Consider the following 20,731-nt stretch of genomic DNA (forward strand, 5'->3'; position numbering starts at 1 on the left):
GATGCCAGAAGCCAATGGTTTCGTCTTTCAGTCGGCGAGCACAACACATCCCGGCCGTGTTCGCTCAGTCAATCAGGACGCCCTCATCGACCTTCCCGAACGGGGTGTTTGGGCAGTTGCAGATGGCGTTGGCGGCCATCAGCAAGGCGAAGCGGCAAGCCAGGCGGTAGTCTCGGCGATTGCAGAGGTCGCGACTAGCGCTCACCCCGAGGGGCTGGTCGAGGCCATCCGGCAGGGCATTATCGGGGTCAATCAACAACTGCTTCAACGCGCCCACGAGTTAGGACCGGATGCGCTGATTGCGAGCACCGTGGCGGTGATGGTGGCTGATACCAATCACTGCATCTGCCTATGGGCTGGCGACAGCCGCGTGTACGGCTTTCGACAGGGGCGTCTCTCCAGGCTCACACGCGATCATAGCCAGGTGGAGGAATTGGTCGAGCGCGGTCTGCTGAGCGCGCAAGACGCGCTGCATCATCCCGAAGCAAACATCATCCTGCGCGCGGTCGGGCGGACGCAGATGTTGGAGCTTGATGCCGTCGTCTACGATCTTTACGATCAAGACAAATACTTGCTCTGCACAGACGGCATCACCAAAGAGCTGGATGAACAAGAGATTGCCGCTGTTTTGGCGAAGGGTAGCTGCCATGAAAACTGCAAGCAACTGCTCGAGTTGGCGCTGAGTCGACATTGCGCAGACAATGTCGCCATGATTGTCGTCGATGCACGACTGCAAGATGCCGGTGACACAACGCTTCGACGCATGCGCCAGCATTGAGCGCTCCACTAAACGTCCTACATCGCCGAGCAACCGGCGTGCTGCGCCGCTCCTATCAACCGCCACTTAAGGATGCAACCATCGCCTGGGCTAGGTCGCCAGGTGCCGAAGCCGTAACGGCTGCATGATGGAAATACCTGGCTACACCATTATTCGAGAGCTCGGCCGTGGCGGCATGGCCACGGTTTATCTCGCTAAGCAAGAACGCTTGGGACGCAAGGTCGCGCTCAAGGTCATGCAGCCGTTGCCCAACACCGGCGATGACTTCACCGCCCGTTTCATCAAGGAAGGGCGAATCATCGCCCAGCTGCAGCACCCCAAGATCGTCACCATCTACGATTTCGACATCGTCGATGGCTACCATTATTTCTCGATGGAGCACCTGCCCAACGGCACGCTCTCCGACGCTATCCTCAAGGGCATGTCCCCAGAGCGCGCGGTCGAGATCACCTGCGGCATCGCCGAAGCCCTCGCTGTCGCGCACGATCACGGCGTCATCCATCGCGACATCAAGCCTCAGAATGTCCTTTTCCGCGCCGACGGAACCCCTGTCCTGACCGATTTTGGGATCGCACGTGCCGCAGGTGCTGGCGCCGACATGACGCAGGTCACCAACTTCGGCATGATCATCGGCAGCCCCCGGTATATGAGCCCGGAGCAGAGTCAGAGTAAGCCGGTCGACGCCCGTTCAGATTTGTACAGCTTGGGCGTCGCCTTCTACGAGATGCTCACCAAAGAGCTGCCCTACCAGGCTAACGACGTCGTTAGCCTGGCTATGAAGCACTGTTCCGCCCCTATCCCAGTGCTGGAAGGGTCGCTCAAGCGCTATCAGCCGATCCTCGAGAAGCTCCTTGCAAAGCGCCCTGAGGAACGCTTTGGCAGCGCACAAGAGCTCATCAGCGCTCTCAATAGCCTAAAGGCCGATGGCCGCATCGAGACCGAGCCACGCGCAGATGCGACTCGTCTGATTGGCACGCCCCCGCACAAGGCTGAGCGTACCGACCTTCAGCAGACTGGCAACCATCAAACCCAACCCCACGGACGATCGCGTCTCCCCATGCTCGCTGGCATTGGCGTCACTGCAGCCCTCATTGGTGTCCTCGGTTGGTATCTCGCCAATAGCCGCGACACTCCTAGCCCTCAGCCGTTTGAGCTGCCCGAAGCAGTGGGTCCCCGCCCTCCAGGAGCCAAAAACTACGAAGTGCTCGCCTCTGAACACCTCTCTGAAGGCGAATTTCAGGAAAGCCTCCAGGTGCTGCGCTTGGCCCTCAGCCAGTTCCCGGGTGACCCCAGACTCGAAGCCTTACAAGCTCACGCCGAAGACCAGCTGAGAGCCCAAGACGATCAACGCAAGGCCACAGCCCTGCTTGAGGCGGACGATCTCGAGGAGGCCGAAGCCCTCATTACAGCCGGTCTTGAGCGCGTCGAAGATCACCCCGGCTTGCTCAAACTGCGCGAACAGCTGGCGCAACGGCGTCAGCAAAAGGACGCAGAAAAGTTGGCCGCACTCAAGCAACAAGCCGAGCAAGCACTGAGCCAAGGGAACCTCAGCGAAGGCATGCGCCTGATTGAAGACGCGCTTCAAATCCAGCCAGACAACAGCAGCGCTCAAGCCTTAGCGAGGCGCATCGAGGCTGCGCTTGAAGAGGAGAAGACGCTCGCCCAGTTTATCGAGCAGGCAAAGCAGCTCATTGCCGATGACCTTTTGCCGCGTGCCCTCGAACTCATCGACAAGGGGCTTGACAGCGCTCCGGAACATCCAGAGCTTGTCGACCTCAGAAAAACGGTCAACGCGCAGTTACTCCGTAGCGCCTCACAGCTCGCTGACAGGGCCGAGGAGGCAACGGCCAATGGCCAATTTCAAGAAGCCATCGCCATGATTGAGCAAGCTTTGCAACTCGTGCCGAACAATCCTGAGATTCAGGCCATACACCAACGCATTCTTGATGAACAGCGTCACAATCGTGCCGAGAAGTTCTTTGACCAGGCGCGTCAGGTGCTCGCGGAAGGGCGTCTGCAAGAAGCGCTCAGTCTTGCAGACCAAGGCCTTGCCATGCAACCAGACCACCTAGGTCTCTTCACTTTCCGCGAAATGCTCAACGCCGAGGTCGAGTCCAAGAGACGCACGCAGCAAGCCGAGCAACAGATTCGCGTACATCTAGACGAGGATCAGCTCGATGATGCACTGTCGCTCGCCGAACGCGCCTTGCAACGCGACCCCCAAAGTTCCGCCCTCGCCGCTCTGAAAAGCGAAATCTTGGTCCGCCAAAAAAAACGCAAGCCAGACCAGCTCGACGAATTTCTGAGGCAAGCCTCTGGGCTCTATCGGGAAGGCCATCTCGATGCCGCATTTCAAATCATCCAGCAAGGGCTCGCCCTCGCACCAGATCATGTCAACCTCGCTTCACTTGGCGCGCTTGTTGATCAAGCTCGACAAGAACAAGCAAGACTCGAGCAGCAACTCAATGACTGTGCATCCGCATTCGCAGAACCGGCTGACGCCAAGGCCGAAGTCTTGGCATTCGCAGAAGCAGCCCGTTGTTATCAGACCCTGCTTGAATCGGACAGCTCAAATAGACAAGCGCTTGGCCAATTAAGGCAGATCCGTAGCCGCCTCAGCGAGCGCTTCGATGCGCGTCTGCAACAGGGTGACGTTGACACCGCCGCGATGATCATTACTACACTGGAAGCGATTGATGCATCCGACGCCAACCTGGGCGAACGGCGCGCCCAGTTAACACGCCAACTGACACTGACCCCAAGAACCATCGCCGTTCCTGAAGGCTGTTTCCAGATTGGCAGTCCGCCAAGCGAGCCGACAAGAGAGCCTGATGAAGAACAGACACAGATCTGCCTTGAGCCTTTCGAGCTCGCACTGCGAGAAACCACCGTCGCTGACTTTCAGCGCTTCGCCACTGAAACCGGCTACGAAACCGACGCTGAAAAGGCGGTTGGCGGGGCGCCAGGCTGTTTCACGCTTGATCTCGACAGTCCTGGGGATAGCTGGGCCTACCATCCTTGGGCGACCTGGCGTCAACCGAATAAATACCAATCTTCGCGCGGCGATCTTCCCGTCAGCTGCGTCAGCCGCAATGATGCTGAGGCCTATATCCATTGGCTCAATGAACAGACCGGTGGAGGCTATCGACTGCCGACTGAGGCGGAATGGGAATACGCGGCACGTGCTGGGACCCTAAGCAGTCGCTTCTGGGGAGAAGCCATCGACGCGAGCGCCTGTGAATATGCCAATGTTGCTGATGCAGGGCATGAGTGGAATGACGGCTTTCCCTGCAATGACGGCCACGAATGGGCTGCACCGGTTGGTATCTTCACGCCGAACCCATGGGGGCTATTCGATATGTTGGGAAATCTTTCAGAGTGGACCTGTTCATCTTACAAGCATCGTTACGTCGGCGCAGAATCAAGCTGCGCGTCTATCGACTCGCGCGACCCGATCAGCCTGCGCGGGGGCGCATGGAACAGCGGCCCCGAGGTGCTGCGTGCCGCTTATCGCAACCGAAACTACCCGGAATCTCGCTACAGTTTCGTTGGTTTTCGCGTCGCCAAAGAGATTGTAAAGCCCTGAGTTCAAAGACGGCATGCCGCTCGTTCACATCAAGATACCATCCACTGGCTGCGAAATCGGGCTAACCCCTCAGGAGCGCATGCTGGTTGATAGGGCGCGCCGAGCAGTCGCCCGCATCGAACGTCAGCAGCCACAACTGACCCGATTACTCCAGCCATCAGACCCGATCGCTTTTTGCGGCATTCTCCGCACCTTGAAATCACAATATCGCTTACGCGGCAAGCGCTTCTGCGAGTGGGGCAGCGGCGTTGGGCTCCTCACCGCGCTTGCCGCGTTGAATGGTCTAGAGGCGATTGGCATTGAAGCCGATGCGACGCTGGTCAAGGAAGCACAAAAGACATTTCCGCCGACAGACCGAGGCCCCAGGTTTGCCCAGGGCAGTTTTGTTCCACCACAAGTAACAGGGCACTTCCAAGTCGTCGGCACCTACGGCGCGACCATTTGGAAGCCCAGCACCGAGCGCGACCCCTATGCTGCGTTTAACCGCTCCTGCACTGACTTCGATCTCATCTATGCCTACCCCTGGCCACGCGAGATCGGCCTTTATGAGGCCTTGTTTGAACGCTGCGCTGGAAACGGAGCGCTACTTTGGCTCTTCATTCAAGGTGAGGCGCCCCGGTTGCTGGAAAAGATCGCCTCACCAAACCCAACCAAGTAGATCAGGCCAACGCTCGAGCCAGCCGTCAGCATGGCCTGCTGCGATCAGCCGGCGTTGAAAGGACGGGCCGAATCGCTGCTCCAGTGGCTCGGTCAACGTTGCAGGGACATTCTGGTCGGAACGACCGACAAGATGGAGTTGCTGCACAGGCTCTCGCATCGGGGGGCCAGCAGCAGGATCGAGCGAGCCAGCAAGCGGTGAGTAGCCATGCAGCCGAGTCCAGGCGCGAAGATCCAGATTCGCCGCAATCGTGACCAGTCGTTCGACCTCTGGTATCCGTTGTGCGAGATGCCAGGCAATGACACCACCACCGCTGTATCCGATCAGGGTGACTCGGTCAATCGATTCTGCCTCAATCAGCTGTTCTAGCGCGGTCGCCATCGCCGAGATCACCCGTTCCGAATACCGACCGAAAGTCCAAAGCCAAGGCTCACAACCCTCTGCCTCCTGTTCACCCTGATAGCAAGGCCGGCCCAGATACAGGGCTGGGGCGGGATCTCGAGCAAGCAGACCAAGAACCAGCGCATTTTGGGGGGTTGGATTGCGAGCCACCTGGTTGCGCGAACGCCAAGGCCTGCCATCACCGTCTAGGTACAGGTGCAGAACCCCACCGGGCATGCTGGCACGATTGCGAAAAGTTGCAAGGCGAAACCCATCGGCATACTCCCAGCCAGAGACGAGCCCCAAGGCCTCTGCGCGGTGCCTGAATGTCTCAGGAGTGCTCGCACAGCCGACTAAGATAAGCGCTATGTGGACCACGAGCAGCAGTCCAAGCATCCGCATCGATTCGCGCCGTCTGTTCCCCAAGCGCAAAAGGGCCACTATACTAGACTCATGAATTAAGGCACTTCGAGGTATTCGCATCCATGTTCAGCATACAGCCAATCGGCTTGCGGTTAGCGCTCTCAATCCTGGTCTCGATGGGTGTCACCACCGCCTGTGTCTCCAACCCTAGCGCACCGGTCCAGATACCCACCAATGCCAGCGGAAACCTTGATGATCTCATGCTGGTCGATTGTTTGCTCCCCAGTCAGGTACGCCAGCTTGGTACCAAAATGACCTACATGGCGCCGAGACGCTACATCAAGACGACGAAAACTGACTGCGGTATCCGTGGCGGCGAATTCGTCCTTTATGATCGTTCAGACTACCGCAGTGCCCTACAGACCCTGCTACCTAAGGCCGAGAGTGGTGATCCGGTGGCTCAAACCTATGTTGGCGAAATCTACGAAAAAGGCCTTGGCTTGCCTAAGCCAGACTACGCTGCCGCCGCCAGTTGGTATCGCAAAGCGGCACAGGCTGGGCATCAGCCAGCCCAAACCAATCTCGGAACGCTCTACGAGCGCGGTCTTGGCGTCACCCAAGACAAGGCCGCAGCACTCAACTGGTACCGGAAAGCCACAGGCGTGGCTGAAGACAACCTGATGTTCGAGTCTCGCTTAAAGGCCGAGCGAGCCGCCTACCAGCGCGAGTTAGCGGTCCGCAATCAGGTGGTCTCCTCGCTCCGGTCGCAGTTGCAAACGGCGAAAGCTAGAAGCGCATCATCCGTACCAGCCACCCAAACAACTACAGCCTCTGCACCCCCCGCCAACAAGCAAGCGATTGAGCGCGTTGCCACCAGCCTAAAACGCGAAGCAGCAAGCGAAGCTGAGCAGATTAACAGGCAGATTCATGCTGTGAAAGAAGTACGCAAAGCAGAGGAGCTACGAGAAGCAAGTTCTGCCACCAGCTCAAAATCAGGAAAAAAATCGGCCCAGATGGGAAAATTAGAGCTGACTCTGCGCGAGCAGCAACGTTCTCTGGTCGATACCGAAAATCGGCTTTCGATGCTCGTTCCATGAAATTGAGAGCCTGAGGCGAGCTGGCTTTAATTTCGTAGCTAGAAAGCAAGGAATCTGCTTACTATTCGCAGCAATCAATTGCATGGCTGTTACTCTATCATTGAAAAAGAGGCCACTTTAGTGGCCTCTGCGCTGCAGGCTAGCCTAAAAGGCCATGCGGACGCCAGCACCGAAGGTATCAACGTCAAGATCTTTATATCCAAAGACCTTGTTGTAGTAAACGAAGGCGCTTGTCCCGCCAGCCAATTGAGCAGCAACAGCCAAACGACCATTGAAGTAGTCGCTATCAGGCCGATCGCTTGCAACACCAAAGCGATTACGATTTGGATCTTCAACAAAAACGCCGTTGATGCTTAGGGCGTCATCCTTGAATTCATGTACCCAGCTCAGGTTGAGCTGTGGAGACAAGACCCCCCAATCCATACTGACCGACCTGGCCACATCAAAGCCGATCGACGAGGTAAAAGACTCCTGGTCGAGATCATTCAGTCGCGCTGCCCATCCACCGCCGGCTAGGCCGGGGTTTGACATCTTCTCGGTATAACCATCGACGGATGCGCTGATATATTCAAGCCGCACTGTTGGACCATAGCTCCAAGGGCCACTTGAGAGTTGATAACCGCCACCAAGAGCCGCAGACCACTGGGAGCCATCGTAATCAGCCTTAGCGACCTGCCGTACTGGCGTATTTGCGATCGCATAGTTGATGTTTCGCTTTTGGTCGTAGTCATTGCTGCTATAAGTGACAATGCCATCTACATAAAGCTGCTCATTAACAAAATAGGTACCATAGAGGCTGGTACTAAAGGTACTCGTATCGAGACTACCGCCGCTATTGTCGATACTGGTATCGTTCTCGCCATAGCCAATCGCCAATCCGACAACGAAGTCTTGCGTAAACCGGTAGTCAATGCCCGCTGTAAAGCCCCAACTGTTAAAGTTGAAGCCATCTTCGTTCGTGGTTTCGTCTTTATCTCCAGAGCTATAGGTGCCGTTAATAAAGACACCAATCCGCTCATCTCCAAATATCAGGGTATTGTCACCATCAGCGCTAGCTGCACCACCTCCGTAGACAAAAAACTCGTCAGAAGCGTTCGCAGCAGACAAGCCCTGAATCGATAAGCCGGTAGCACCACTCCGCAAGGCAGCAAGGCGCGAGGATAAGTTTTGGAGTTGAGTACTCAAACTGGAGCGCGAGGAGGATAGTGGAACAGTGGCTTGCTCAGCAGTCACGGCACTCAGAGCCACTGCTGACTCACTCTCAAGCTCTGGAACCTGAGACGCAGCCGCGACAACCAGCGTGGTGCAGTCGTTGCTAAACTGTGTACCAGATCCTGCAACCTGGGGACAGGCTGTACCGATGACCTTGGCGGTCGATGCGGTATTTGAGGTAAACGCAATGCGTTCGAGCACTTCAACAGGATTGATGGTTGGTACTGACCCTCTGGTGGCAACATACTCGCCTGCTGGGTCACCATTAACACGAAACACCCTGCTTCCCAAATCGCCCTCATCGAATGACAACAGATTCCCGCTTTCAGAGAATGAGATGACTTCTTGTTCGCCACTGCTACCGCCGCTATCATCCCAAAACCAAGTGCCGTCGTTGGCTTGATTAAGGCCAATCGTATCGGGGTATCTAGCGCTGTAAGTCGTGGTCGTCCAAGTCACCCCTTCATACTCAAAACTTGCTAGAAAGTTTGCAGCCTCGGAAAGCCTCACATATGTGGCATTAGCGGGCCCGTCAAGACTCACTTCTCCAAAGCCTTGCCCCTGATTAAAATCGAATAGGAACTCATAACTTTCGCCTTGGGCCGCGCCGGCCAGTATGAATCCGGTGGCACCCCAGAATGCAGCCCAGCCTCTGGACGTTCGGATGCCGGATGTGGTTTGCGTAGACATGATATTTTACCCGCAAGTGAAGAGCAGCCTAGCATTGACTTGATCGTCAATCGCACAGTCAATGGCTGGACCCGCTTTGAACAAACGCTCGCCCCGCTACGGATTGGGGGCTACTCTAGACTAGCTCAGCTGTCAGCTTTTTGCAACGCTGGGATAAAGACAACAGCCACATTGAGAACCATTTTCATGCTTTCAGCGCTCGCTTTGCGCTAAGCGCTTGAGTCAGTGGGGTCTAGTGATTGATTTTGCGTTGCTAGCACATCCTCTGGCCCGGGGTAGCAAGAGGAACTGGGAGTCACCGTCTTATGGTTGCAGCAAGGGCCAGAAGTCGCAGATGCACAACAAACCCAGCTGCACCTAAGCCCCACAAACCGCAGCCATGTTGGCGGGAAGCTGACACAAGGAGACTCAGAGACCGCCAGCAGAGTTCGCCTGATCAGCTTGCCTTGGCTTCATTCCGACGCTCGGCATTCCATCCGCTATCCTTAAAGCCCAAGGGGCGCTCACCGCGACCCCGCTCGACTCGCCGCATTGGCGGGTCGATGTCCCGGCGGAGATCCGAATGTCCTGGCAGAATAATCATCGAGAATCCATCACCGTCGCCATCAGCGGCGCCGGCGGCAGCGGCGCGCTGACGGCAGGGTTCATCCTCTTGGCCGCGGCGCAGCGTTGCGGCCGTTACGGCATCATGATGCGCTCGGCCGGGCCTCAGGTGCGCGGTGGCGAATCGGTCGCCATCCTCCGCATCGGCCCCCGCATGGTGACCAACATTGGCGATCGCGTCGACCTGCTCGCCGCACTCGATTGGCGCAACATCGAACGTTTTCAGGACGAGCTCGCGCTGGATGCGAACAGCCTGATCTTGCACGATCGCAACGCCGGTGCGGTTCCAAACGGCATCGCTGCTAGCGGTGCCGAGCAACGCTCAGTCGACTTCGGCCGTTATGCTGCCGAGCACAGTGGCGGCCGTGCCAACATGATTGCGGTTGGGGTCTTAGGTAGCGAGATGGCGCTGCCCTTGCCGGCTCTCGCGGAGGCCACTGACAGCGTACTCGGCAAAAAGGCCCCAGCTGCCGTCGAAGCGGCAAAAGCCTGCATCGCAACCGGTCATCGTGCGACGGCGGCCCAGTTCGAGGTCCAGCCGCAAACCGAGGCCCCGTCGCAGACCGAGACCGACCCGAGCAAGGCACAAGCAGCCCTCCAACGCTGGCGCCTCAGCGGCAATGCTGCGGCTGGGCTTGGCGCGCTTCGCGCTGGGGTCGGCTTCGTCGCCGCCTATCCGATCACCCCAGCCAGCGAGATGTTGGAATGGTTGGCGCCCCGACTCGAGCGCACCGGCGGCACCCTTCTGCAGGCCGAAGACGAGCTGGCCGCGGTCAACATGCTCGTCGGCGCCAGCTTCGGCGGGGTTCCCGCGCTGACCGCCACCTCGGGCCCCGGACTCAGCCTGATGACCGAAGGGATAGGACTGGCCGTGGCCAGTGAGACCCCCATCCTGGTCGTCGATGTTGCCCGCGGCGGGCCCAGTACTGGGCTCCCTACCAAGTCTGAACAAGCCGACCTCAACCAAGCCCTGTACGGACTCCATGGCGACGCCCCCCATCTCGTGCTCGCACCACTGGATGTCGGCGACTGCGCCTACAGCGTCGAATGGGGCAGCCGGCTCGCCGAGCGCCTGCAAACGGCCGCCATCCTCTTATCTGATCAGGCCCTCGGGCAGACTCATGCGGTCATCGACCCACCACCACGCTGCCCACCGGTGCTTGGGCGCAAGCGGACCAGCGACACCCCAGCGCTAACGCCCACCGATGACGCCCTGCCAGTCAACGAGTTCGCACGCTACGCACCAAGCCCCGACGGCATCTCGCCGATGCCTTCCCCCGGCGAGCCCGGCTATGAGTACACCGCTGACGGACTCGCGCACAACGCACAGGGAACGCCCTCGAGCAACGCGGCCGACCATCGCGACCAGCTCAGCAAACTCATCCACAAGCTGACCGCCCATGATTATGGCGATAGCTGGGCGCGGATCGACCCTCGCGGCCGCGCCGATGGACCAGCCGACAGCACCATCAGCCTCCTCACCTGGGGCTCGAGTTGGGGCGCGACGCAAGAAGCCGCGACGCGTCTGCGCGCGCAAGGCGTACCCGTTCAAACCATCGGGCTACGACTGATCGCCCCGTTACAGCACGTCCAGCTGCGCGCAGCGATTGAGGGCACCCAGGTCTTGGTCGTCGAGATCAACGCCACCGGCCAGCTCTTCCGCTATCTCAACGCCGAACGGGTACTCCCGCCCAGCGCCCGGTCCTTTGCGCGCCCCGGCCCCCTACCCCTGCGCCCGTCTGAGATCATCGCTCAGTTACAACCGCTCCTCGAAGCGCCTGCGCATGTCCAGGCTCAACCCGAGCACAGCAAGGGTCAAGACAGGCCCGAACCGATCACCACCGCAAGGGCGGAAGGAGGCGTCTGATGGCTCCAGCAATGATCCCTAGTCTGCGCGCGCGCGACTACCTCTCCGACGTCAAGCCGATCTGGTGCCCAGGCTGTGGCCATTTCGGCGTGCTCTCGGCATTGACCAAGGCGCTCGCCTTTCTTGAGCGCCCAAAGCATGAGGTCGCGGTAATCTCTGGCATCGGCTGTTCATCACGTCTGCCCGCTTATCTCGACTGCTACGGATTCCATGGCCTGCATGGGCGGGCGCTGCCGTTGGCGACCGGACTCAAGGCCGCCCGCCCCGACCTGAGCGTCATTGCCGCCAGCGGCGATGGCGACGGCTTCTCGATTGGCGGCAATCATTTCCTCCACGCCTGCCGCCGCGACCTCGACCTCTGCTACATCGTCATGGACAACGCCGTCTATGGCATGACCAAAGGGCAGGCCTCGCCCACCACGCCTCCAGAGTGGACTCAGAGCGCCCTCACGCCTCATGGCACCGGCATGCCAGCCTTTCGACCAGCGGCGATCGCGCTGGCGTCGGGAGCCAGCTTCATTGCCCGCGGCTTCAGTGGCGATCCTCACGGGCTGAGCGAGCTGATTGCGCGCGCGATTCTTCACCCTGGCTTTGCCTTCGTCCATATCTTGAGCCCCTGCCGCACCTATCGGCCTGATGACCAGACGAGCTGGAAGCAGGCGGTTCATCAGTTGAGCGAGCCCGGAATCGAAGCCACAGTCGGACTCAAGGCCGGACTCAGGGCCGAACCCTCGCCCGCGCTGCAGGTTCAGGATGACGGCCTTGGCCTCGGCATCCTTCATGAGGTTGTCCGCGACGCGACCAGGACGGGCTCGACGGCTAGCAGCCGCCCAGACCGCCAAGCGGCCCTCCATGCCATCGAAGCAGAGTTGGAGGCCTAGCCCCCATGCACAGCCAGTCGAACGCCCCGTTAGACGTCAGCGCCTTCAGCGCCGCCGAAGCCCTCGCGCACGCCCTCGAGCTCACCCACGATTCAGCCGCCCGTTATGCGCAGCTGCAGGCCTGCCTCGAAGCCCACCATAATCAGATCGCTGCCGATCTCCTGGGCCTTGTGGTCGAGCTCACGCTGACCACGGCAAGCTCGATGCCAGGTCTACAGCCTCCCGAGCAACTGCCGCGAATAGCTCCTTGGGAACTGGTCTGGCGCTGTCCAGACCTACTCGCGATGCGTTTCGGCGACCGCGCGCCCAGCGCCTGTCATCATCAGATTGGCGGGGCTGAACTCCTACGACTGGTGCTCAGGCGTGAGCGCTGCGCGCACAGCTGCTTTGCAAACGCCCGCGAGCAGGTCGCATCGACCGCTACTCAGCAGATGCTGAGCGCGATCGCGACGCGACAGCAGGAGCAGATCGCTCGTCTCGAGGCATTGCTTGCCAGCGCAAAAGCCACAGAGAGCGAAGTCCCCCCCAGGCTCAGCGACCTCGACCCACCCAATCGGCCTGAGTGACCCCGACCGCCTGACCGGCTCAACCCCAGCCGCCATTCATCGATCGGCTGACAAGCCCTTGCTAGGGATGTCCATAGTTAGGGATATCCATAGTTAGGGTTTTCACTTATACTTGCGTCATCCATTGGCAACAGATGCGCCAAGGCCTTGCGCCTTCGCATCTTCAACCTTGCGGTTTTCACGATGACGAACAAGTTCAACCTCCTCCTCATCAGCCTGTTTTTGCTCGCTAGCGCCAGCAGCCCCCTGATGGCGGCCAAGCCAGGCCAGGTCATGACCGGCGTCGCCTCCTACTACCACGACAGCCTGCACGGCAATAAGACGGCCAGCGGCAAGATCTATAACAAGCATCAACTCAGCGCAGCCCACAAAACGCTGCCACTCGGCACACGCGTGCGCGTCACCGAACCCAAGTCTGGGCGTAGCGTCGTCCTCGTCGTCAACGACCGAGGCCCCTTCGTCAAGGGCCGCATCATTGATCTCTCCCGACGCGCCGCCTCTGAGCTTGGGATGCTCAAGAAGGGCCTGACCAAGGTCAAGGTCGAGATCCTGAGCGTCCCCGGCCGCAGCGGCGCCTAGCCTATGGCGCAGGTTGCGCTTTGCCATCGCATTGAACCTGTCTCCTAAGGCATAGTCTCCCTATGTACGCGGTTGGATACCGGCCCAGCTGGCCAGATCTAGCAACTGCTTCATTACAAACAGTCTTAGGAGACAGCAACCATGCGTTCGATCAGACTCATTTCAGCAGCGTCCCTACTCATTGCCGTCCCGGCCCTGTCCATGGCCGACACGACCCAAGGCGCCAATGACGAAGCCAAGGCGCTCATCCAGCAGTTCGCCTCCAGCCTCAAGACGGAACTCGTCAGCGCCATGAAGGCTGGCGGCCCAGTCAACGCCGTCGCAGTTTGCCAAGACAAGGCCCCGGCCATCGCCAACAGCCTCTCCGAGACCTCGGACTGGGAAATCGGCCGCACCAGCCTCAAGACCCGCAATGCCTCAAATGCGCCTGATGCTTGGGAAAAGCAGACGCTCGAGCAGTTCGAGGCACGCAAGGCTGCTGGCAAACCGGTTGAAGGCATGAGCTACTCCGAAGTGGTCGAAACCGATGGCCAAAAGGTCTATCGGTACATGATGGCGATCCCAACCCAGGAGGTCTGCCTGGCCTGTCACGGCAGCGACCTGATGCCCGAACTGACCGCCGCCATCGACGAAGCCTATCCAGCGGATCAAGCCCGCGGCTATTCAGCCGGCGATATCCGCGGCGCCTTCACCCTATCCAAGCCACTTTAGCCAATCGCATAAGGGGCGAGCGTGGCTGAGTCGATGATAGAGAGGCGCTACAAGCTCATCTTCTCAGGCCGCCTGCGAGGCGGAATCACGCCTGGCCAGGCGAAGCAGGCGATCAAAGAGCGCTTCCGGCTGAGTCATACACAGCTCGATCAGTTGTTCAGCGGCCAACCGATAACGGTCAAGCGCAGTCTCGATCAAGCGAATGCCGAGCGTTATCAGCGCGCCTTCGCTGCCGCGGGCGCGCTGGTTGATATTGAGCCAACCTCTTCAGGGGAGGATCAGGATGTCCATGCAGGCGCTGAAAACCAGGCCATGCAGCTTCTTCCTGCTGGCACCCTGATCGACGAGCAAGTACCGCCACCCCAAGCTCCGCCGGACACCAGCCATCTACAGCTCGCCCCCAGCGAAGCCACCAGCCTGGAAGACTGCGCCCCTCCACCACCGGTCCCGCCGAAGCTTGACCTCAGCGCCCTGGAACTGGCCCCGATCGAGCCGCCGCAACAGGAGGCCCTGACCACGAGGCATGACCACTAGACTTGACGAATACAAGACCGACGGCGCACAGCCAACTCGTGAAGATGAACGGCTTGGCATTCACGTAAGATAGGCGGCTGACTTGCACCGCTTCTAGAGAGAATCCTGATTCATGGCCGACCACGCGCACATCGTCATCGGCGGGGGCATCAGCGGACTGGCTGCCGCGCATTACTCGCTGCAGGCTGGCGTCGACACCCTCCTGCTCGAAGCCAGCGACCGTCCTGGTGGCTGCATCCACAGCAGCCGCTTCGAGGCCCTCAATGGCTTCTGGGTCGAGGCCGGCGGACACACCTGCTTCAATAGCTACGGCCATCTGCTCGGTATCATGGAGCAGCTCAACCTGCTCGAGCTGACCACGGCTAAGGCGAAAAAGAGCTACAAGCTCTGGTCCAACGGCAAACGCAGCAGCATCCTCTCTGCACTCCACCTCTTTGAGCTCATCCGCTCACTCCCTGGTCTGTTCCGGGTCAAGAAGGCAGGCAAGACCGTCGCCGAGTACTACGGCAAGGTGCTGGGCACCCATAACTATCAGGAGCTGTTCAGGCCCGCCTTCCGCTCCGTGGTCTGTCAGGATGCCGATGACTTCCCGGCCGAGGCCCTGTTCCGCAAGAAGCCCCGCCGCAAGGATGTGTTGCGTGCCTTCACCATGCCCAGCGGCCTCGCCGACATCCCTAACGCCATTGCCTCCCAGCCTGGTTTCAACGTCCGCTACGGCGCCCAGGCGCACCGGATCAGCGCGGCCAACGCTGGCCAGAGCCTTTGCATCGATCTCAAAGACGGCACCCGTCTCAGCTGCAAGCAGCTCACGCTTGCGGTGCCGCCCGACGTGGCGCAGACGCTGCTCAGCGAGGTCGCTCCAGACGCAGCCAAGGCCATCGCCGGCGTTGGCGTCGCCGAGATCGACACCCTGGTGATGGTGTTTGAGCGCTCAGGACTCAAGGTTGAGGAGATCGCCGGACTGATCAGCGTCGATGGCGCCTTCCTCTCCGCGGTCTCCCGTGATGTCCTGCCCGACGACCGCTACCGCGGGTTCGCCTTTCACTTCCCCGGCGGTCAGCTCAGCGAGGCCGAGCGCGAGCAAGCCGCCTGCCAGGCCATCGATGCAGGCGTCGACGATATCCTTGCCAAGGCTCATATCCACAACCGCCTGCCGTCCCTACACCGCGACCACGGAGACCGGATTCAGGCGCTCGACTCAACGCTCGCCGGCGGCCAGATCGCCGTGACCGGCAACTGGTTCCTCGGCGTCTCCATCGAGGACTGCGTCACCCGCACCCGCAGCGAGCACGAGCGGCTGTTCGGCCCCTTGCCGATGACGCCAGACGCTTAGCAGCCACTGCCAGGGGTGCGGCAACACAGCGCCCCCTCACAGCCCTGTCATCGCCCGAGGTGGCGATGCAGAATGAAGCTGACAGCAACCGATCGCTACCCGCGCAGTCCTGTCATCCTCCGAGGTGACAACGCCGGATGGCGAAGCGCCATGAGCATGAGTCTCAAGCCGACATGCAAGCGAGCAGTCTCATCGTCGCCTGCGAGTATCCTCAGGCGGAAGCCATCAACGGCCCACTCGAGCGGGCCTTCACTGAACTGAGCGACAGCGACTTTGAGCGCCGCTCACATTTTATCGGCGGTCGTTTCGAGAACCTCTACCTTAAGGCCGAGCGCCTGCCCGGCCTATCGGATCTGCTCAGCTTTGGGCTCGAGCAAGCGCGCACCTTATTGAGCAGTGGCCGCGCCGATTGGCTGGATGAGCCGATGGCCACCCATCAGCCACTGCGCATCGGCTTCTGGGCCAATGCGATGCAGTCAGGCCAGAGCACCAGCCGTCACAGCCACGAAGAGCATGACGAACTGCTATCCGGCGTCTATTACGTCAGCGCCCGGGCAGACTCGGGCGACATCCTCTTCCATGACTCGCCATTCCAGACCCGTGTGCAACCACGGCCAGGCCTCATGCTCCTCTTCGCACCCGCGCTCGAGCACTCGGTCGAGATCAACCGCAGCGATGCCCAGCGGCTCTCGATCGCCTTCAATATTGGCCCAGGTCCCTCCTCGCCCATGCCCAGATGAGCAACACATGAATCGGCGGATTCCACCCTTGCCCACCCTGCTGAACTCGGGCATAGCGCGTAGGCAAGCGGTGCCTTCCGCTTTCACTCTGCCGCACCCGGCTGAAACCCGGCGTGAGCGCAATGCGCAATAAGACTAGCGTTCGATCGAGATCTAGCGCTCAGTTTGGATCAGACGCTCCATCTCGGCGATCTGTATCCTTCGCCCATCGAGGGTGACAAAGCTGCGCTGGGAGATATCCCCGCGCTGCGCTTCATAACGGTCAACCTGGCCTGTGTAGACATTCACGACCTGCAGCTGAACGATCTCGCGCGCATGCTGCCAATCCTGAAACAGATAGAGTGCCGTGCCAACCAGCATCAGAATCACCAGCCCATAGGCGGCGAGCTTGACCGCGCCCCGCGGCATCAGCGGCCCCAAGGCTGTCGAGCGCTGATTGGACAGGGCGCCCGGCTCGGCGCCGAGCTTGTGGCCCAGGCGCGCATGCGCATCATCGCCAGCACGCCAGCGATCACGAACCACCAGCCAGGCCACCAAGATGACGGTGGCGGTTAATAGGAGCTTTGTGAACATGACCCGATTACGCTACCAGGAGCCTCGGCAGGGAGCGAGGGACAAAGTGAGCCACCAAGGCCTTGCAGGCATGCAAGCGGCGCCAAGGTCCCTCTCGCCTTGTCCAATCTTGGAGTTGCAGCTTACCATCCGTCGCGTCCCCGTTCATGTTAAGCATCCCCTTGGCCAACTGATGTCGCTGCCTCGCCGCTCGATGCCTCTGCTTCACTACCCAATGCCCCTGCTTCACCGCTCGACGCCTCTGCTTCGCCGCCCAATATGGCTGCTTCGCACCCTCCTCACTGGGCTCGCCCTCATCGGTCTGCTGAGCGGTTGCGATGAGCCGCCGCGGCCGACCGTCAACCTGTACCATGCCGTGCATTCCGCTGACCTCGATCAGATCAAGAGGCATCGGTTCTGGAAGACAGACATCAATCAAGCGGGCCCTGACGGCCGTTATCCATTGCATGTCGCGGTCAGCCAGGGCCGCGTCGTGATCGCGCGCGAGCTGCTTAAGCAGGGGGCAAAACTCGATGCGCGCGATGCGCTCGGCCGCACGCCACTGCATGTCGCGCTGGCCAACGGCAAGACCCAGGCAGCCCAGTTGCTACTGAAGCACGGCGCCGAGGATGACCTGCAAGCGCTGCTGTTTGATCTAGCTAATGAGCAGGCACTGGATCCTGACAGCATCGAACTGCTGAAAAGCCGTGGCGCCGATCTCAACGCAACCGACCCAGAGGGCCATGCCCCCCTGCACCGAGCCGTCGCTGCTGCTAATCTGAAGCTCGCCAAACAACTGATCAGCGCAGGTGCCAATGTTAACTTGGCTAGTAGCAGCGGCAAGACCACGCTCCAGATCGCCGAGGAGCAAGACGAGCCAACCCTGGTAGCCCTGTTAGAGCAATATGGGGCTGAGCGCTGAGCACAAACAACCGTCGAACCGACAACAAGGAGCCCGGCATGACCGAAAAGGTGGAAGATCTGACCGTCACCTACACAGAGGGAGACCTTGAGACGGTCAAGGAGCTTGACAAGGTGATCCTGTCCAAAGGCAGTTGGGCCACCATCCTCTATCGTTACCAAGACTGGGATCGGGCCAAGGAGGTCTACGGACCCGAGCGCTACACCATCCGTCGCTACCAGAAGCGGAGTGGCGAGTACCGACAACAGTCCAAGTTCAACATCTCCAGCCGAGCGCAAGCGCAAGCGCTCGTCGATGCGCTCCAAGGCTGGCTAGCTGACGAGCCCCGCTGAGAGACTGAGAATGAACCCCGCGCTCACTGAATGAGACGATAAAAACTCCCGCCATGATCCACCTCAACAACAACGATCTCACCGACAAGGTTGCCCTGATCACCGGGGCGAGCCGTGGCCTCGGCGCCGGCCTCGCCGAACGCTTCCTCGAGCAAGGCCTGCGGGTTGCGGTCTGCGCCCGGACTCGACCCGAGCTTGCCGGCGACGGCGCCAAGATCCTCAGCATTGCCGCCGATGTCATTGATGCCGAAGCGATGCAGCAATTCTGCGATGCCGCCGTCGATCGGTTTGGACACATTGATCTCTGGATCAACAACGCCGGGCTGCTCGCGCCGATCGGCCCACTACGCGACAACAACCCCGCCGAATTCGCCCGCCACATCCAGGTCAATGTCGTCGGCGTCTTCAACGGCAGCCGCGCCTTCATCCGCCATCTGCATGCACGCGGCGGTGAGGGGGTGCTGTTGAACATCAGCTCCGGCGCAGCGCGAAACGCCTATGCCGGCTGGTCCGCCTACTGCGCGGGAAAGGCCGCCGTGGACCGGATGAGCGAGTCAATTGCACTTGAGGAGGCCGACAGCGGACTCCGTGTGCACGCCGTCGCACCCGGCATCATCGATACCGACATGCAGGCGCTGATCCGCGACTGCTCGCCAGAGCAATTCCCACGCGTACAAAAGTTTCTCGATCTCAAGGCCAACGAAGGTTTCAGCTCGCCAGCCTTCATCGCCGATCGGTTGCTTGAGCTGGCATTCGATCCCAGCGCGGTCGACGAGTCCGTCGCCATCAGCTTACCGCTCGAGAAGGCGTGAGTTCGGCCCGAAAGCCGCCCCGATCAGGCGCAGCTTATCCGCACAAACTGACCCTCACATCCCGACCCAGCCTCTGTTCGCTTGGCATCCGCCATCGCAAAATGCAAGACGCAAGGTCGCGATGATCATCACAGAGACCAGCCCCGTCATCTTGAGTGCAGCGGGTCGCAGGATCCAGCGCAAAAAAAGGGCTCGCCGACTCAAGTCGGTCGAGCCCGATCGCTAGCGGCAGTCAGCCGCCAGCTACCGATGACGTCACCTTGCCCAGGCGACAGGACAACGACTATTGCGGCCGGTGCTTCAAGGCCGCCTGCGCCGCTGCCAATCGCGCCACCGGAACCCGCGGCCCCGAACAGCTGACATAGTCCAGCCCGGCCTGGTCGCAGAACGCAATCGAAGCCGGATGGCCGCCATGCTCACCACAGATACCGACGTGCAGACCCTTGCGCGCGCCTCGGCCCCAGTCCACCGCGAGCTGCATCAGTTTGCCCACGCCTTCCTCGTCCAACACCTCGAACGGATTGTCGCGCAGCACGTCGGACTGGTTATAGAGCGGCAGGAACTTGTTCTCCGCATCCTCACGCGAGAATGAGAACACAGCCTGGGTCAGATCGTTGGTGCCAAACGAGAAGAACTCGGCCTCCTCGGCCAGCGAGGCGGCACGCATGCAGGCCCGCACCACTTCGATCATGGTGCCGAACTTGAACTTGACCGGCTGACCATGCTTGGCCTGCACCTCGGCATGGGCCTCATCGACATAGGCCTTGACGCGCTTGAGCTCCTGCACCGTGCAGACCTGCGGTACCTTGATCTGCGGCTGGATATCGATCCCGGCCTGAGCACACTCGGCGGCGGCCTCCAGAATCGCGCGCACCTGCATCTTGTAGATCTCCGGGAAGGAGATGCCCAAGCGCACACCGCGATGACCCAGCATCGGGTTGGTCTCGTGCAGCGCGCGCACCTTGCGCAGCATCGCCTCCTTCTTCGCGATCGCCTCCTCGACCATCATCGGGTCCATCACCCGGCGCACCGCATCGAACTCGTCGCGCGCCTTATCGGGCGTATGCAACAGCCCCATCGAGCCGGCCAGGGCGGTCATGCCGCGGGTCGCGCCCGCCAATGCACGCAGATCGGCCAGGTCTTGCTCCAACTGGTGCTCATCGGGCAGGAACTCATGGATCGGCGGATCGAGCAGACGGATGGTGACCGGATTCGGTGCCATCACCTCGAACAGCTCGCGGAAGTCTTGGCGCTGCAGCGGCAGCAACGCCTCAAGCGCCTCATCGCGCTTTTCTGGGGTCTCCGCGACGATCATCTCGATCACCAACGGCAGACGATCGGTGGCATTGAACATGCGCTCGGTGCGCGCCAGACCGATGCCGACCGCGCCATACTTGCGCGCGTTGCGGGCATCTTCTGGCGTATCGGCGTTGGCCATCACCTTCAGCCGCGCGACCTCATCGGCCCATTGCAGCAGGGTCGAGAGCTCTGGCGTGAAGTCCGGCTCGACGGTCGGGATTTCGCCCAGATAGAC

General features: G+C 60.3%; 19 protein-coding genes. 15 read left to right on the forward strand and 4 right to left on the reverse strand.

Features of this window, described 5'->3' with window-relative positions:
* Position 1: 1 nt before the first annotated feature.
* The 3 genes from VBE63_RS11455 to VBE63_RS11465 all read left to right on the forward strand — a co-directional run bounded on the left by VBE63_RS11455 (position 2) and on the right by VBE63_RS11465 (position 5,022).
* On the forward strand, positions 2 to 778 hold the full coding sequence (locus VBE63_RS11455; protein ID WP_323683156.1) for a PP2C family protein-serine/threonine phosphatase: 777 nt from the start codon (positions 2 to 4) through the stop codon (positions 776 to 778).
* Between the two features lie 124 nt (positions 779 to 902).
* A complete protein-coding gene (locus tag VBE63_RS11460; RefSeq protein WP_323683157.1) occupies positions 903 to 4,364 on the forward strand; it encodes an SUMF1/EgtB/PvdO family nonheme iron enzyme in 3,462 nt (1,153 codons plus the stop codon).
* A 79-nt stretch (positions 4,365 to 4,443) separates the two neighbouring features.
* On the forward strand, positions 4,444 to 5,022 hold the full coding sequence (locus VBE63_RS11465; protein ID WP_323683158.1) for a hypothetical protein: 579 nt from the start codon (positions 4,444 to 4,446) through the stop codon (positions 5,020 to 5,022).
* On the opposite strand, the gene VBE63_RS11470 is transcribed toward VBE63_RS11465, so the two are convergent.
* A complete protein-coding gene (locus VBE63_RS11470; protein ID WP_323683159.1) occupies positions 5,002 to 5,709 on the reverse strand; it encodes an alpha/beta hydrolase in 708 nt (235 codons plus the stop codon). The two genes, VBE63_RS11465 and VBE63_RS11470, sit on opposite strands and share 21 nt — an antisense overlap.
* A gap of 179 nt (positions 5,710 to 5,888) precedes the next feature.
* Between VBE63_RS11470 and VBE63_RS11475 the strand changes: the two genes are divergently transcribed.
* Positions 5,889 to 6,863, forward strand: a complete 975-nt coding sequence (locus tag VBE63_RS11475) for a sel1 repeat family protein (protein WP_323683160.1) — start codon at positions 5,889 to 5,891, stop codon at positions 6,861 to 6,863.
* 144 nt (positions 6,864 to 7,007) lie between these two features.
* Here the strand turns inward: VBE63_RS11475 and VBE63_RS11480 are convergent, their stop codons facing one another.
* Complete coding sequence (locus tag VBE63_RS11480; RefSeq protein ID WP_323683161.1) at positions 7,008 to 8,765, reverse strand: autotransporter outer membrane beta-barrel domain-containing protein; 1,758 nt, start codon at positions 8,763 to 8,765, stop codon at positions 7,008 to 7,010.
* A gap of 562 nt (positions 8,766 to 9,327) precedes the next feature.
* Here VBE63_RS11480 and VBE63_RS11485 point away from each other — a divergent pair.
* From VBE63_RS11485 to VBE63_RS11520, 8 genes are all read left to right on the forward strand, one after another.
* Complete coding sequence (locus tag VBE63_RS11485; protein WP_323683162.1) at positions 9,328 to 11,235, forward strand: 2-oxoacid:acceptor oxidoreductase family protein; 1,908 nt, start codon at positions 9,328 to 9,330, stop codon at positions 11,233 to 11,235.
* The gene (locus tag VBE63_RS11490) at positions 11,235 to 12,116 is read left to right on the forward strand and encodes a 2-oxoacid:ferredoxin oxidoreductase subunit beta (RefSeq protein ID WP_323683163.1); all 882 of its coding nucleotides are present in this window, start codon (positions 11,235 to 11,237) and stop codon (positions 12,114 to 12,116) included. Before VBE63_RS11485 ends, VBE63_RS11490 begins: the two co-directional genes overlap by 1 nt.
* A 5-nt stretch (positions 12,117 to 12,121) precedes the next feature.
* Positions 12,122 to 12,682, forward strand: coding sequence for a hypothetical protein (locus tag VBE63_RS11495; protein WP_323683164.1), 561 nt, complete (start codon positions 12,122 to 12,124; stop codon positions 12,680 to 12,682).
* A 183-nt stretch (positions 12,683 to 12,865) separates the two neighbouring features.
* Positions 12,866 to 13,261: a septal ring lytic transglycosylase RlpA family protein gene (locus VBE63_RS11500; protein ID WP_323683165.1), complete on the forward strand. Its 396-nt coding sequence runs from the start codon at positions 12,866 to 12,868 to the stop codon at positions 13,259 to 13,261.
* A 141-nt stretch (positions 13,262 to 13,402) separates the two neighbouring features.
* On the forward strand, positions 13,403 to 13,972 hold the full coding sequence (locus VBE63_RS11505; RefSeq protein WP_323683166.1) for a DUF3365 domain-containing protein: 570 nt from the start codon (positions 13,403 to 13,405) through the stop codon (positions 13,970 to 13,972).
* 33 nt (positions 13,973 to 14,005) lie between these two features.
* On the forward strand, positions 14,006 to 14,506 hold the full coding sequence (locus tag VBE63_RS11510) for a hypothetical protein (protein ID WP_323683167.1): 501 nt from the start codon (positions 14,006 to 14,008) through the stop codon (positions 14,504 to 14,506).
* Between the two features lie 112 nt (positions 14,507 to 14,618).
* Positions 14,619 to 15,839 (forward strand): protoporphyrinogen/coproporphyrinogen oxidase, encoded by a 1,221-nt coding sequence (locus tag VBE63_RS11515; RefSeq protein ID WP_323683168.1) that lies wholly within the window; start codon positions 14,619 to 14,621, stop codon positions 15,837 to 15,839.
* 137 nt (positions 15,840 to 15,976) lie between these two features.
* Entirely contained in the window at positions 15,977 to 16,579 is a 603-nt protein-coding gene (locus VBE63_RS11520) for a putative 2OG-Fe(II) oxygenase (protein WP_323683169.1), read from the forward strand.
* A 153-nt stretch (positions 16,580 to 16,732) separates the two neighbouring features.
* Here VBE63_RS11520 and VBE63_RS11525 read toward each other — a convergent pair whose 3' ends face one another.
* Positions 16,733 to 17,152: a hypothetical protein gene (locus VBE63_RS11525; protein WP_323683170.1), complete on the reverse strand. Its 420-nt coding sequence runs from the start codon at positions 17,150 to 17,152 to the stop codon at positions 16,733 to 16,735.
* Between the two features lie 214 nt (positions 17,153 to 17,366).
* Between VBE63_RS11525 and VBE63_RS11530 the strand changes: the two genes are divergently transcribed.
* Genes VBE63_RS11530 through VBE63_RS11540 form a run of 3 tightly spaced genes read left to right on the forward strand, consistent with a single transcriptional unit; the run spans position 17,367 to position 19,197 of the window.
* The gene (locus VBE63_RS11530; RefSeq protein ID WP_323683171.1) at positions 17,367 to 18,053 is read left to right on the forward strand and encodes an ankyrin repeat domain-containing protein; all 687 of its coding nucleotides are present in this window, start codon (positions 17,367 to 17,369) and stop codon (positions 18,051 to 18,053) included.
* Between the two features lie 38 nt (positions 18,054 to 18,091).
* A complete protein-coding gene (locus VBE63_RS11535) occupies positions 18,092 to 18,385 on the forward strand; it encodes a hypothetical protein (protein WP_323683172.1) in 294 nt (97 codons plus the stop codon).
* Between the two features lie 53 nt (positions 18,386 to 18,438).
* Entirely contained in the window at positions 18,439 to 19,197 is a 759-nt protein-coding gene (locus VBE63_RS11540; protein WP_323683173.1) for an SDR family oxidoreductase, read from the forward strand.
* A 283-nt stretch (positions 19,198 to 19,480) separates the two neighbouring features.
* Here the strand turns inward: VBE63_RS11540 and VBE63_RS11545 are convergent.
* The coding region (locus VBE63_RS11545) for a putative PEP-binding protein (RefSeq protein WP_323683174.1) at positions 19,481 to 20,731 on the reverse strand (1,251 nt) is incomplete at its 5' end.

This window comes from Lamprobacter sp. (assembly GCF_034860625.1).
GTDB lineage: Bacteria > Pseudomonadota > Gammaproteobacteria > Chromatiales > Chromatiaceae > Lamprobacter.

Bases quoted from the DNA above. Each gene is read 5' to 3' on its own strand.
- VBE63_RS11455 (WP_323683156.1), top strand. From the start codon at position 2: ATGCCAGAAGCCAATGGTTTCGTCTTTCAGTCGGCGAGCACAACACAT.
- VBE63_RS11460 (WP_323683157.1), top strand. From the start codon at position 903: ATGATGGAAATACCTGGCTACACCATTATTCGAGAGCTCGGCCGTGGC.
- VBE63_RS11465 (WP_323683158.1), top strand. From the start codon at position 4,444: ATGCTGGTTGATAGGGCGCGCCGAGCAGTCGCCCGCATCGAACGTCAG.
- VBE63_RS11475 (WP_323683160.1), top strand. From the start codon at position 5,889: ATGTTCAGCATACAGCCAATCGGCTTGCGGTTAGCGCTCTCAATCCTG.
- VBE63_RS11480 (WP_323683161.1), bottom strand. From the start codon at position 8,765: ATGTCTACGCAAACCACATCCGGCATCCGAACGTCCAGAGGCTGGGCT.
- VBE63_RS11485 (WP_323683162.1), top strand. From the start codon at position 9,328: ATGTCCTGGCAGAATAATCATCGAGAATCCATCACCGTCGCCATCAGC.
- VBE63_RS11490 (WP_323683163.1), top strand. From the start codon at position 11,235: ATGGCTCCAGCAATGATCCCTAGTCTGCGCGCGCGCGACTACCTCTCC.
- VBE63_RS11495 (WP_323683164.1), top strand. From the start codon at position 12,122: ATGCACAGCCAGTCGAACGCCCCGTTAGACGTCAGCGCCTTCAGCGCC.
- VBE63_RS11500 (WP_323683165.1), top strand. From the start codon at position 12,866: ATGACGAACAAGTTCAACCTCCTCCTCATCAGCCTGTTTTTGCTCGCT.
- VBE63_RS11505 (WP_323683166.1), top strand. From the start codon at position 13,403: ATGCGTTCGATCAGACTCATTTCAGCAGCGTCCCTACTCATTGCCGTC.
- VBE63_RS11510 (WP_323683167.1), top strand. From the start codon at position 14,006: ATGATAGAGAGGCGCTACAAGCTCATCTTCTCAGGCCGCCTGCGAGGC.
- VBE63_RS11515 (WP_323683168.1), top strand. From the start codon at position 14,619: ATGGCCGACCACGCGCACATCGTCATCGGCGGGGGCATCAGCGGACTG.
- VBE63_RS11520 (WP_323683169.1), top strand. From the start codon at position 15,977: ATGGCGAAGCGCCATGAGCATGAGTCTCAAGCCGACATGCAAGCGAGC.
- VBE63_RS11525 (WP_323683170.1), bottom strand. From the start codon at position 17,152: ATGTTCACAAAGCTCCTATTAACCGCCACCGTCATCTTGGTGGCCTGG.
- VBE63_RS11530 (WP_323683171.1), top strand. From the start codon at position 17,367: ATGCCCCTGCTTCACCGCTCGACGCCTCTGCTTCGCCGCCCAATATGG.
- VBE63_RS11535 (WP_323683172.1), top strand. From the start codon at position 18,092: ATGACCGAAAAGGTGGAAGATCTGACCGTCACCTACACAGAGGGAGAC.
- VBE63_RS11540 (WP_323683173.1), top strand. From the start codon at position 18,439: ATGATCCACCTCAACAACAACGATCTCACCGACAAGGTTGCCCTGATC.